The sequence below is a fragment of the Streptomyces mirabilis genome (assembly GCF_039503195.1).
GTDB classification, from domain to species: Bacteria; Actinomycetota; Actinomycetes; order Streptomycetales; family Streptomycetaceae; genus Streptomyces; species Streptomyces mirabilis_D.
Genome location: NZ_JBCJKP010000001.1, coordinates 4,226,750 through 4,239,092 on the forward strand (window position 1 = coordinate 4,226,750; position 12,343 = coordinate 4,239,092).

The 12,343-nt window shown below is 68.9% G+C and carries 13 protein-coding genes and 1 tRNA gene; 7 read left to right on the top strand and 7 right to left on the bottom strand.

The features are described 5' to 3' along the window. Both AAFF41_RS19615 and AAFF41_RS19620 read right to left on the bottom strand, forming a co-directional pair. The gene (locus tag AAFF41_RS19615) at positions 1-777 is read right to left on the bottom strand and encodes an ABC transporter permease (RefSeq protein WP_079090136.1); all 777 of its coding nucleotides are present in this window, start codon (positions 775-777) and stop codon (positions 1-3) included. A gap of 133 nt (positions 778-910) precedes the next feature. Further along, positions 911-1,711, bottom strand: a complete 801-nt coding sequence (locus tag AAFF41_RS19620; RefSeq protein WP_164404877.1) for an ABC transporter permease — start codon at positions 1,709-1,711, stop codon at positions 911-913. Between the two features lie 210 nt (positions 1,712-1,921). Here AAFF41_RS19620 and AAFF41_RS19625 point away from each other — a divergent pair, with 210 nt between their 5' ends. Next, positions 1,922-4,396 carry a transglycosylase domain-containing protein gene (locus tag AAFF41_RS19625; RefSeq protein WP_343324343.1) on the top strand — a complete coding sequence of 825 codons (2,475 nt, stop codon included), beginning with the start codon at positions 1,922-1,924 and terminating at the stop codon, positions 4,394-4,396. Between the two features lie 32 nt (positions 4,397-4,428). Here the strand turns inward: AAFF41_RS19625 and bcp are convergent, their stop codons facing one another. Next, positions 4,429-4,896: a thioredoxin-dependent thiol peroxidase gene (gene bcp / locus AAFF41_RS19630; RefSeq protein WP_319747694.1), complete on the bottom strand. Its 468-nt coding sequence runs from the start codon at positions 4,894-4,896 to the stop codon at positions 4,429-4,431. A gap of 145 nt (positions 4,897-5,041) precedes the next feature. Here bcp and AAFF41_RS19635 point away from each other — a divergent pair, with 145 nt between their 5' ends. The 4 genes from AAFF41_RS19635 to AAFF41_RS19650 all read left to right on the top strand — a co-directional run bounded on the left by AAFF41_RS19635 (position 5,042) and on the right by AAFF41_RS19650 (position 6,949). Next, a complete protein-coding gene (locus AAFF41_RS19635) occupies positions 5,042-5,380 on the top strand; it encodes a DUF3618 domain-containing protein (RefSeq protein WP_343324344.1) in 339 nt (112 codons plus the stop codon). A gap of 160 nt (positions 5,381-5,540) precedes the next feature. Continuing rightward, complete coding sequence (locus AAFF41_RS19640) at positions 5,541-5,843, top strand: GroES family chaperonin (RefSeq protein ID WP_187285621.1); 303 nt, start codon at positions 5,541-5,543, stop codon at positions 5,841-5,843. A gap of 176 nt (positions 5,844-6,019) precedes the next feature. Further along, positions 6,020-6,340, top strand: a complete 321-nt coding sequence (sugE, locus tag AAFF41_RS19645) for a quaternary ammonium compound efflux SMR transporter SugE (protein ID WP_319747690.1) — start codon at positions 6,020-6,022, stop codon at positions 6,338-6,340. A gap of 525 nt (positions 6,341-6,865) precedes the next feature. Next, positions 6,866-6,949, top strand: a tRNA-Leu gene (locus AAFF41_RS19650). 52 nt (positions 6,950-7,001) lie between these two features. Here AAFF41_RS19650 and rdgB read toward each other — a convergent pair. From rdgB to AAFF41_RS19670, 4 genes are all read right to left on the bottom strand, one after another. Next, entirely contained in the window at positions 7,002-7,604 is a 603-nt protein-coding gene (gene rdgB, locus AAFF41_RS19655) for an RdgB/HAM1 family non-canonical purine NTP pyrophosphatase (protein ID WP_319747688.1), read from the bottom strand. 47 nt (positions 7,605-7,651) lie between these two features. Further along, complete coding sequence (locus AAFF41_RS19660) at positions 7,652-8,044, bottom strand: hypothetical protein (protein ID WP_054229707.1); 393 nt, start codon at positions 8,042-8,044, stop codon at positions 7,652-7,654. A gap of 124 nt (positions 8,045-8,168) precedes the next feature. Further along, entirely contained in the window at positions 8,169-8,903 is a 735-nt protein-coding gene (gene rph, locus AAFF41_RS19665) for a ribonuclease PH (protein ID WP_319747686.1), read from the bottom strand. A gap of 156 nt (positions 8,904-9,059) precedes the next feature. Next, complete coding sequence (locus AAFF41_RS19670; RefSeq protein WP_030569190.1) at positions 9,060-9,293, bottom strand: PTS sugar transporter subunit IIB; 234 nt, start codon at positions 9,291-9,293, stop codon at positions 9,060-9,062. 174 nt (positions 9,294-9,467) lie between these two features. On the opposite strand from AAFF41_RS19670, the gene AAFF41_RS19675 reads away from it, so the two are divergent. Together AAFF41_RS19675 and AAFF41_RS19680 are read left to right on the top strand one after the other, a co-directional pair. Further along, positions 9,468-10,757 (top strand): PTS transporter subunit EIIC, encoded by a 1,290-nt coding sequence (locus tag AAFF41_RS19675; RefSeq protein WP_319747684.1) that lies wholly within the window; start codon positions 9,468-9,470, stop codon positions 10,755-10,757. 222 nt (positions 10,758-10,979) lie between these two features. Beyond that, entirely contained in the window at positions 10,980-12,245 is a 1,266-nt protein-coding gene (locus tag AAFF41_RS19680; RefSeq protein WP_319747682.1) for a PTS transporter subunit EIIC, read from the top strand. Positions 12,246-12,343: the final 98 nt, after the last annotated feature.

Consider the following 12,343-nt stretch of genomic DNA (forward strand, 5'->3'; position numbering starts at 1 on the left):
TCAACTCCCCGTGCTGCGATACGAACGAAGTCCCGCCCGCCAGGCGATCCCCGCCAGCGCGCAGCAGCCCGCCGCGATCAGGGGCGGGGTGAAGGCGATCCAGGTCGGCAGGTCGAGCGGATAGGGCCGGCCCAGCACGTACAGCCCGGGCAGCCAGTTCACGAAGGCCAGCGGGAGCACGAAGGTGACCCCGCGCACCAGGTCCTTGGCGAAGACGGTCGGCGGGTACTGCAGGAGCGTGGTGCCGCCGTACGTGAAGGAGTTCTGCACCTCGGAGGCGTCCTGCGCGATGAACTGGAAGGCTCCGCCCGCCACGAACACGGCCGCGAAGATGGCGGCGCCGCAGAGCAGCATCAGCGGGACCATGAGCAGTCTGAGCGGCGTCCAGTCGATGTCGAGCACGGCGATCGCGTACGCGAGGACCAGCAGCCCTTGGGTGACCCGGCCCAGGCGGCGCAGCGCGAAGCGGTCGGCGGCGACCTGGGCGAGTACGGGGACGGGGCGTACGAGGAGGGTGTCGAGGGTGCCGTCGCGCACCCGGCGCCCGAGCCGGTCCATCGAGCCGACCACCAGGTCCGTGATCCCGAAGGAGGTGGCCGAGACGCCGTACAGGAACGCGACCTCGGGCAGGCTGTAGCCGCCGATCCGGTCGACCCGCGAGAACATCAGCAGGACGGCCACGAAGTCGAGGGCGGTCGCCGCGAAGTTCCCGAAGGTGGTCATCACGAAGGAGGCCCGGTAGGCCATCGTGGAGCGGATCCACATCCCGGCGATCATCCGGTAGGCGCGGAATCCGTCCCGCACTCGGGCATACGTCCCCTGCGGCGCACCCGGCACCGCCGAAGCCGGCCGCTCCCCGGAAGTGACCGAGTCTCCGGAGCCCCGTGCGGCCTGCGGTACCTCCGCCGAGTCAGCCACCCTGCACCACCACCCTCCTTGTCGCCACTGACTGGATCAGTCGGCCCAGGGCCAGGAGCCCCAGCGCCCAGGACGCCTGGAAGACGTACGTGCCGAGCGGGTCCGCGGTGCCGAGCAGGACGTCCGCGGGGCCCTGGACCAGGGACGACCAGGGCAGGGCGCGTACGACCTCGCCCAGCGCGCCCGGGAAGACGTTCAGCGGCAGCAGCATCCCCGAGCAGAAGACACCCGCGATCATGGACATCTGCGCCACGCCCGCCCCGTCGAGCAGCCAGAACGCGGACAGGGCCACCAGGTAGCGGAGCGAGAAGCTGACGACCGTTCCGAGCGCGACCGCGATCAGGAACGCGATCCAGGTCAGCGGGTCGGCGGGGAGCGCCAGTTCGAAGAAGAGCGCGCCGAACGCGAGGGGCACCGCTCCGCGCCCCAGCAGATGGAACATGGCCCGCCCCGCGTCCTGGGACAGCCACCACAGCTGGAGGTCGGCGGGCCGGTACAGGTCGATCGCGATGTCACCCGTACGGATGCGCTCGATCAACTCGTCCTCGAAGCCGCCGCCCATCGTCGCCATCGCCATGAGCAGCGCCTGGGAGAGCCACACATAGGTGAGCGCCTGGGCCTGGTCATAGCCGCCGAGGTGCGGTTTCTCGTCCCACAGGGCCATGAAGACGTACGCCAGGATCAGCCCGAAGACGGTGTTGGTGAACACTCCCGCCGCCGTCGCCGTCCGATAAGTGGCGTAGCGCCGGAACCCGCCCACCGCGACGGCCGTGTACAACCGCCCTGTCCCCACGAGGATGTCCCTCCTTGCGTCAAAAGGGCCGTTGTGGCCGAAGCGCAGGAGCCTAGCCCCGCCCGGCTTCGCCTGCCAGGCATTTTCAGGCGCGACACGTGCCGGGATCCGGGAACGGAACGCTTGGTGCGACAGTCTTCATCAGGGGGCGCACCAGGCGTATGAGGGCGTACGGGAACGTACGATGCGAAACAGGAGTCCGGCGAACAGATGAGTGACAAGCCGCAGCCGCAGCAGAGCAGCCAGGGCTGGGCCCCGAAGGAGCCGGAACCGGCGCCCCAAGTGGCACCGGGCGGGCCGGGCAGCGACGGCGCACCGGGCGATCCGGGCGGGACGGACGCGCCGGGGAAGAAGCCCAGGCGGAAGCGGACGGGCTGGGGGCGGCTCATCCCGACCTGGCGGATGGTGCTCGGCACGTTCCTCGGCGCGATACTGCTCGTGATCGGCCTGTTCGCACTCGGCTACTACCTGGTCAAGATCCCGCCCGCGAACGCCGCCGCGACCAAGCAGAGCAACGTCTACCTGTACGCGGACGGCAGCCAGCTCGCCCGCGACGGCGAGGTCAACCGCGAGAACGTGGCGCTCGCGGAGATCTCGAAGGACGCCCAGCACGCGGCGCTCGCCGCCGAGGACCGCGACTTCTACACCGAGTCGGCCGTCGACCCCAAGGCGATGATCCGCGCCGGCTGGAACACCGCCACCGGCAAGGGCAAGCAGTCCGGTTCGACGATCACCCAGCAGTACGTGAAGAACTACTACCTGGGCCAGGAGCAGACCGCCACGCGGAAGGTGAAGGAGTTCTTCATCTCCATCAAGCTCGACCGCCAGAAGAGCAAGGACGACATCCTCGAGGGCTACCTCAACACCAGCTACTACGGCCGCAACGCGTACGGCATCCAGGCCGCCGCCCAGGCGTACTACGGTGTCGACGCCAAGAACCTGACGGTCGGTCAGGGTGCCTACCTCGCCGCGCTCCTGAACGCGCCGAGCGAGTACGACGTGGTCGCGCACCCCGAGAACAAGTCCGCGGCCGTCGCCCGCTGGAACTACGTCCTCGACGGCATGGTCAAGAAGAACTGGCTGACCCAGGCGGACCGGGCCAAGGTGACGTTCCCGCAGCCCAAGCAGGAAGTGGTCGCCGCCGCCATGTCGGGCCAGCGCGGCTACCTGGTGCAGGCGGTCAAGGACTACCTCGTCTCGAACAAGATCATCGACGAGGACACCCTGACCACCGGCGGCTACCGCATCACGACCACGCTCCAGAAGTCCCGGCAGAACGCGTTCGTGAAGGCCGTCGACGACCAGGTGATGTCGCACCTCGACAAGAAGAACCGCAAGGTCGACCGGTACGTCCGCGCCGGCGGCGTCTCCATCGACCCGGCCACCGGCAAGGTCGTCGCGATGTACGGCGGCATCGACTACACCAAGCAGTACGTCAACAACGCGACACGCCGTGACTACCAGGTCGGCTCGACCTTCAAGCCGTTCGTCTTCACCTCGGCCGTGCAGAACGGCTCGCAGACGCAGGACGGCCGCACGATCACCCCGAACACCGTCTACGACGGCACCAACAAGCGCCCCGTGCAGGGCTGGAGCGGCGGCTCGTACGCGCCCGAGAACGAGGACAACCGCTCGTACGGGCCCATCACGGTACGCACCGCCACCGACAAGTCGGTGAACGCCGTGTACGCGCAGATGGCCGTGGACGTCGGCCCGAGCAAGGTCAAGCAGACCGCCGTCGACCTCGGTGTCCCCTCCACCACCCCCGACCTGACCGCCACCCCGTCCATCGCGCTCGGCCCGTCCACGGCCAGCGTCCTCGACATGGCGGAGGCGTACGCGACACTCGCCAACCACGGCACGCACGGCACGTACACGCTCGTCGAGAAGGTCACCAAGGACGGCACGTCGGCCGTGAGCCTCCCCAAGCAGGACACCAGGCAGGCGGTGAGCCGGGAGGCCGCCGACACCACCACGTCCATCCTGCAGAGCGTCGTCGAGGGCGGTACCGGTACCGCCGCGCTGGCCGCCGGCCGGCCCGCCGCGGGCAAGACCGGCACCGCGGAGGAGGACCAGGCGGCCTGGTTCGCGGGCTACACCCCCGACCTCGCCACCGTCGTCTCCGTCATGGGCCAGGACCCCGACACCGGCACCCACGAGTCCCTCTACGGCGCCCTCGGCCAGGTCCGTGTCAACGGCGGCGGCTACCCGGCCCAGATCTGGGCGCAGTACACGAAGTCCGCGCTCAAGGGCAGCAGCCCGAAGGACTTCGACCTGCGGCTCCAGCCGGGCGCGGAGGAGCAGCAGCTCCCGAGTACCGGCCCCACCGACCAGACCCCCGGCACCGGTGGCCAGGACAACGGGGGCCAGACCACCGGCGGGACGGCCTCCCAGAGCCCGCCCCCGGATCAGACACAGGGCCAGACCCAGGGGCAGACCGACGGCCAGACCCAGGGCCAGACGGACGGCCAGACCCAAGGGCAGACGCAGGGCCAGACCGACGGCGGCACCACCACCGGGGGTGGCACGACCGACGGGACGACCACCGGCGGCACGACGGACGCGGGCACCACCACCGGTGGCGACACCGCTGCTCCGTCGGGCGGGACCACGGACGGCGGCGGTACGACGGGGACGACCGCGGGAGCGGGGCCACTGAGCGGACTGACGTCACGAAAACAGTGACCCGCAACAGTGACCTGGGCGAACTCGGATCCTCAGATCCCCAGATCCTTGATGATCTTCGCCACATGGCCGGTCGCCTTGACGTTGTACAGCGCCCGCTCGACCTTGCCCTCCTCGTCCACGATCACCGTGGAGCGGATGACGCCGACGACCGTCTTGCCGTACAGCTTCTTCTCACCGAAGGCGCCGTACGCCTCCAGGACGGTCTTGTCGGGGTCGCCGACCAGGGTGACCTTCAGGGACTCCTTCTCGCGGAACTTGGCGAGCTTCTCGGGCTTGTCCGGGGAGACGCCGATGACGTCGTACCCGGCACCGGCCAGCAGGTCGAGGTTGTCCGTGAAGTCGCAGGCCTGCTTCGTGCAGCCGGGGGTCAGGGCGGCCGGGTAGAAGTAGACGACGACCTTGCGGCCCTTGTGGTCGGCGAGGGAGACCTCGTTGCCGTCGGCGTCGGGCAGGGTGAAGGCGGGGGCGGTGTCGCCGGGCTGAAGTCGCTCGCTCATCGGAACCTCACGTGGCCGGGGTGAATGCTTACGGAACTACGGGAACGAGCGTAATGGGGGTGCCGAGGGGTGAGCGGCGGCCCGAGCTGACAGACTGTCGGCGGCACGGAGACAAGGATCGGAACACGACCACGGAGGCAGCGCGGTGTCGGATACGTCGAGAACGTCGGATACCAGGACTCCGGCGCAGATCGAGGCGGACATCAAGCGCCGCCGCGAAACACTCGCCGAGACGCTCGACGAGATCGGCGTGCGGGTCCACCCGAAGACGATCGTCGGGGACGCCAAGGCCAAGGTCGCCTCCCAGATCGACCACACGCTCGGCCGCGCCTACGTCGGCGTCAACCGGGTCGTCGGCGACGCGAAGGGCCAGCTCGTCACCGAGGACGGCGGGCCGCGCCTGGAGCGCATCGTGCCCCTCGCGCTCGTCGCGGTCGGGGTCGTGAGCCTGCTCGTCGTGGGCTCACGGCGCCGCAAGCGCTGACAACGACTCGACTCCGGCTCGACTCGGCTCGAACCCGGCTCGACTCGACCCGGCCGGGCGCGACCCGGCTGCGTACGGACGGCTCAAAGGCAGGTAGGTTCTGGACGTGAGCGCCAATCGGGACAAGCAGACCCCCCACCACGACAAGTTGCCCATCCGGATGCTGCACGACCGCGTGCTGGTCCGGCAGGACGCCGCCGAGGGCGAGCGACGTTCCGGCGGCGGCATCCTGATCCCCGCGACGGCGGCCGTCGGGCGGCGCCTCGCCTGGGCCGAGGTCGTCGCGGTCGGGCAGAACGTACGGACGGTGGAACCCGGCGACCGCGTCCTCTACGACCCCGAGGACCGGGCCGAGGTCGAGGTGCGGGGAATCGCGTACGTGCTGATGCGCGAGCGCGATCTGCACGCCGTGGCGGCGGACCGCTTCGAGGGCTCCGAGGACTCGACCGGCTTGTATTTGTAGGGCGTAGCCGCTCTGACGGGGCTGGTGACCATGGTCACCAGCCCCTTTTGCCTGCGCTTTGCTACCGTGGAAGGCGTTGAAGGACCCCGACGAGACGCGCCGTACCGGGCGGAGAGCGAACGCGCTCCCAGGCAAAGACGACGCACCCCTGTTGATCACTCACGGAGGTGCCTCTCATGGCCTGGATCCTGCTGCTCGTCGCCGGTCTGCTCGAAGTCGGCTGGTCGATCGGCATGAAGTACACCGACGGCTTCACCCGCCTCGTCCCCAGCGTCCTCACCGGCACGGGCATCATCGCGAGCATGGTCCTGCTCTCCTACGCCGCCAAGTCCCTCCCCATCGGCACCGCCTACGGTGTCTGGGTCGGCATCGGCGCGGCCGGCGCGGCGGTACTGGGCATGCTCGTCCTCGGCGAACCGGTGACCGCCGCCCGCGTCTTCTTCGTCTGCCTGCTCCTGGTGGCGGTGGTGGGCCTGAAGATGACGTCGGGGCACTGACCGGGCACCGGACTCCTCACCACGGCCGGTTGATTCACCACGGCCGGTTGATCCAGCCGGAAGACCACGGGCGGATCGTCCTTCTCCCGGTCCTTCTCCCGGTCCTCCTGCCGCACGGCCCACTCGGCGACCGCCTGGTTCTCCCACCGGAACACCAAAGCACCGCCGGGAATGCGCAGTTGCTCCAGCGGAAGCGGCCGATCCTGCACGCCGGTCAGGTCCGCACGCCTCCCGAGCAACCCGTACGCATCCCGCAACGCGATCGGCAACGTCGATCGAAGCCGGTACTCGGCCTCGGTCAACTCCTCGTACGAACAGCCGTCACCGGCACCGATCGGCTCCCGCCAGCACCGGACCAAGCCCTCGAACGCTCCCCGCGACCACATCCCGCGGGGGCCGGCCCTGGCATGACAACCAGCGCGGGAATCCGCGGTTGCCGCGCCCCAACTGCCACGCGAGCACGAGCACCTGGCGCAGGGGAGGCGGGAAGCGGCGGGCGACTCCCGGTACGATGGCAGGCGGCTAGCGGCGGTGGCGCAACGGCGACGCAGCAGACTTAGGATCTGTGGCCCGTGAAACGGCTTGAGGGTTCGAATCCCTTCCGCCGCACAGCAAACGGCCTGCGAATCGAAAGATGCGCAGGCCGTTCTGGTGTGCGCTCTCAGCCCAACAGCTCCCGAACCACCGGCACCAGCCCCCGGAACGCCCTCCCCCGGTGGCTGATCGCGTTCTTCTCCTCGGGGGAGAGTTCGGCGCAGGTTCGGGTGTCGCCCTCCGGCTGGAGGATGGGGTCGTAGCCGAAGCCGTTGGTGCCGGTGGGGGTGTGGCGCAGGGTGCCCCTCAGTTGGCCCTCGACGACGCGCTCCGTGCCGTCCGGCAGGGCGAGCGCCGCCGCGCAGGCGAAGTGGGCGCCCCGGTGTTCCTCGGAGATGTCCGAGAGCTGGGCGAGGAGAAGGTCCAGGTTCGCGCGGTCGTCCCCGTGCCGTCCCGCCCAGCGGGCGGAGAAGATGCCGGGGGCGCCGTTCAGGACGTCCACGCAGAGGCCGGAGTCGTCGGCGACGGCGGGCAGGCCGGTGGCCTGGGCCAGGGCGTGTGCTTTGAGGAGGGCGTTCTCGGCGAAGGTGACGCCGGTTTCCTTGACGTCGGGGATGTCCGGATAGGCCTCCGCGCCGACGAGATCGTGGACGATACCTGCTTCGGCGAGGATCGCCCTCAGCTCGGTGATCTTTCCGGCGTTGCGGGTGGCGAGGATCAGGCGGGTCATGGCCATCAGTATCGCCGAGTCCCTTTCCCGGGTCCGCCCGGTGGTCGTTACGGCGTGCAGACCTTGGTGAGCTCTCCGGCCGCGTCGGTGACCGGGCTGACGTCGGGGGTGTTGTCGCCGTTCTTGATGGCCGTACGGACGTTGCCGACGGCCTTGTTCAGGTCGTCGACCGCCTTGTTGACATCGGCGTTGTCCGTCTTGTCGCCGATCTTGTCGAGGTTGTTCTCGATCGCGTTGAGGGACTCGTCGGTCTGCGTCGGGTCGTTCGCCGCGTTCTCCACGGCCTGCTGGAGGCTGGTGACGCTGTCGGCGATGGAGTCGGCGGTCTGGACACAGTCCAGGGCCTTGTTGACGGCGTCACAGCCCACGGCCGCCGGCAGGGCGACGAGTACGGCGGCGACGGCGAATGCGGCTGTGCGGCGTCGGTGGCGCGCGGCCATGGAACGGTCCCTCCCCGTGGACAAACATGTGGTCGACCCCGTGGCGTGGTCGGCTCGGCCCGTGCGAGGGCCGACGGGGGCGCACGGCTGGACCGTACGCCCGTACCCCTAAGAACGCGAAGGGTTATTCCGCGGTTGCCTCGAGGGCCGCCCGCTGGATCGTCGCGAGCTCGTCGCAGCCGGCGACGGCGAGGTCGAGCAGGGCGTTCAGCTCCTTGCGGTCGAAGGGCTCGGCCTCCGCGGTGCCCTGGACCTCGACGAAGCGTCCGTCGCCGGTGCAGACGACGTTCATGTCGGTGTCGGCCTTCACGTCCTCCTCGTAGCAGAGGTCCAGGAGGGGGATCCCGCCGACGATGCCGACCGAGACGGCGGAGACGGTGCCGGTCAGGGGCTTGCGGCCGGGCTTGACCAGCTTCTTGCCCTGCGCCCAGGTGATCGCGTCGGCCAGCGCCACGTACGCGCCGGTGATGGCCGCCGTGCGCGTGCCGCCGTCGGCCTGGAGGACGTCGCAGTCGAGGACGATGGTGTTCTCGCCGAGCGCCTTGTAGTCGATGACGGCGCGCAGGGAGCGGCCGATGAGGCGGGAGATCTCGTGCGTACGGCCGCCGATCTTGCCGCGGACCGACTCGCGGTCTCCGCGGGTGTTCGTGGCGCGGGGAAGCATGGAGTACTCGGCGGTGACCCAGCCCTCTCCGCTGCCCTTGCGCCAGCGCGGGACGCCCTCGGTGACGGAGGCGGTGCAGAACACCTTGGTGTCGCCGAAGGAGACGAGGACGGAGCCCTCGGCGTGCTTGCTCCAGCCGCGCTGGATGGTGATGGGGCGCAGTTGTTCGGGGGTGCGGCCGTCGATTCGAGACATGGCGTTGAGCCTAGCCGCATACGGCTGAGGGGCCGCCTCCGGTTGCGGAAGCGGCCCCTCAAGGGTGAGGTGGGGGCTCAAGGGTGCCCCTTCGACTCACATCGACTCACATCGACTCACATCGGTTCGCGTCGCTTCGTATCGCGACTTCTCGGTTCACATCATGTCTTCGATGTCCGCGGCGATGGGGTCGGCGTCCGTGCCGATGACGACCTGGATGGCGGTGCCCATCTTGACGACTCCGTGGGCACCGGCGGCCTTCAGGGCGGCCTCGTCGACCTTGCTCGGGTCCACGACCTCGGTACGCAGACGGGTGATGCAGCCCTCGACCTCTTCGATGTTGTCGATGCCGCCGAGCCCGGCGACGATCTTCTCAGCCTTCGTGGCCATGTCCTACTCCCTGATCAGAACCGCTTTGTCGCAGTAACCCACAGTTGGCCCATCTTTGCGAGCGGCCATGTCGCGCGTACCGAATGATGGCGTTCACGACAGCGCAACCGTTCGTCGACTGGTCTACACCAGTGGGCGTACAGTCGCCAACCCGGCCCCGCCCGGAGGACGCCCATGAGTGCCGACAGCGCCCCCGCGCCCGCACGGGCCCGCTGGAACAAGCTGTTCCAGGGGCTGCAGAAGATGGGCCGCAGCCTCCAGCTGCCGATCGCCGTGCTGCCGGCCGCGGGCCTTCTCATCGGGCTCGGCCAGCCTGGCGTGTTCGGCGCCGAGGGGCTCGGCTGGGACAACGTCTCCAAGATCATGAGAGGTGCCGGCGGCGCGCTGCTCGACGGCCAGCTCGGGCTGCCGATGCTGTTCTGCGTGGGTGTGGCCATCGGCATGGCGAAGAAGTCGGACGGGTCGACGGCGCTCGCGGCGGTCGCCGGCTTCCTCGTCTACTACAACGTGCTGCGCCAGTTCCCGGTGAGCTGCCCGGGCGGGGCGAAGGCTCTCACGAACATCGGCTGCCAGGCGGCGGACTCCTCCGTGGCCCCGTTCACGTACCAGAATCCGGGGGTCTTCGGCGGCATCGTCATGGGGCTGATGACCGCGTACATCTGGCAGCGCTACCACCGCACGAGGCTGGTCGACTGGCTCGGGTTCTTCAACGGGCGGCGGCTGGTGCCGATCATCATGGCGTTCGTGGCGATCGCGTTCGCCGTGCTGTGCCTGTGGGTCTGGCCGCCGGTGGGGCGGGGCCTCGAGCACTTCAGCGACTGGCTGGTGGGACTGGGTTCCTGGGGTGCCGGTGTCTTCGGCGTGGCCAACCGGGCGCTGCTGGTGGTCGGTCTGCACCAGTTCCTGAACGTGCCCGTCTGGTTCCAGTTCGGCAGCTACACCGCGCCGGACGGGACGGTCGTGCACGGTGACATCACCATGTTCCTGGCGGGCGACCCGAACGCCGGGCAGTTCACGTCCGGCTTCTTCCCCATCATGATGTTCGCGCTGCCGGCGGCGGCCCTGGCCATCACGCACTGCGCCCGGCCCGAGCGCCGCAAGGAGATCGGCGGGCTCATGCTGTCGGTCGCGCTGACCTCGTTCGTCACGGGCATCACGGAACCGCTCGAGTACTCCTTCCTGTTCGTCGCGCCCGTGCTGTACGTGATCCACGCGCTGCTGACGGGAGTGTCGATGGCGGTGACCTGGGGGTTGGGCGTGCATGACGGTTTCGGCTTCTCCGCCGGAGTCATCGACTACGTCATCAACTGGCACCTGGCGACCAAGCCGTGGGCGATCGTGCCGATCGGGCTGTGCTTCGCCGTCGTGTACTACGTGATCTTCCGGTTCGCGATCACGAAGTTCGACCTGAAGACTCCGGGCAGGGAGCCGGAGGAGGAGCACGAGGACACGACCAAGCCGTAGGCGGTTCGTTCACGGGCCGCGGGCTCGCGCCTCTTTCGGGGCGCGGCTTCGGCGTGTCCGGAACCGGTTCGTCCTCTTATGACCCGGGCCACAAAATTCGCGGGTTCCTTATCTCACCTTCACCGTGCTACAACAGGTCTACACCACTGAGTGGTGTAGACCACGCCGTCCCCACCCCCCTTCCTTGTCCTCTGGGCGGCGCCTTGTCCACTGGAGGAAGTTGTGACCACGGCCAGCGCCGCTCCCGCGGCCGACAAGAAGAAGGGCTCCGGCGCGATGGCTGTCCTGCAGCGCATCGGCCGCAGCCTGATGCTGCCGGTCGCCGTACTGCCCGCCGCCGCGCTCCTCGTGCGTCTCGGCAACACGGACATGCTGGGACGCCCGTCCTTCCCCACGTTCTTCACCAAGATCGCCGGCTTCATGACGGCCGGCGGCAACGCGATCCTCGACAACATGGCACTGCTGTTCGCCGTGGGCATCGCGATCGGCTTCGCGAAGAAGTCGGACGGCTCGACGGCGCTCGCCGCGGTGGTCGGCTACCTGGTGTTCAAGAACGTGCTGGCGACGTTCACCGACAAGAACCTGCCGAAGGTGGCCACGGCCGTCGACGGCAAGGTGGTCATGGTGAACGCCCCCGTGGACGCCAAGGTCCTGGGCGGTGTGGTGATGGGCATAGTCGTCGCCCTGCTGTACCAGAAGTTCTACCGGACCAAGCTGCCCGACTGGGCAGGCTTCTTCGGCGGCCGCCGGCTCGTCCCGATCCTGTCCGCCTTCGCGGGTCTGCTGATCGGCATCGTCTTCGGTTACATCTGGCCGGTCCTCGGCACGGGTCTGCACAGCTTCGGTGAGAAGCTGGTCGGTTCGGGTGCCGTCGGCGCCGGCATCTTCGGTGTCGCCAACCGTGCGCTGATCCCGATCGGCATGCACCACCTGCTGAACTCCTACCCCTGGTTCCAGGCGGGCGACTACCACGGCAAGAGCGGTGACATCGCGCGCTTCCTGGCCGGCGACCCGACCGCGGGCCAGTTCATGACCGGCTTCTTCCCGATCATGATGTTCGGCCTCCCGGCCGCGTGCCTGGCGATCGTGCACTGCGCCCGCCCCGAGCGCCGCAAGGTCATCGGCGGCATGATGCTCTCGATCGCTCTGACCTCGTTCGTGACGGGTGTGACCGAGCCGATCGAGTTCACGTTCATGTTCATCGCGCCGGCCCTGTACGCCATCCACGCGGTCCTCACCGGTGTCTCGCTGGCGCTGACCTGGGCGCTCGGCATGAAGGACGGCTTCGGCTTCTCGGCGGGCGCGGTCGACTTCGGTCTGAACCTCGGCATCGCGACCAATCCATGGGGCCTGGTCCTGGTGGGTCTGTGCTTCGGGGTGGTCTACTACGCGGTCTTCCGCTTCGCGATCATCAAGTGGAACCTCCCCACGCCGGGCCGCGAGTCCGACGAGGAGCTGGCGGAGCTGCTGAAGGCGGAGGCCAAGTAGCCCCCGCACACGACCGAAGGCCCCTGTGGCCCAGCGATCGCTGGGCCACAGGGGCCTTCGTCACGTCGGCGCCCTCATCGCAGCAGGCTGCCGCCGTC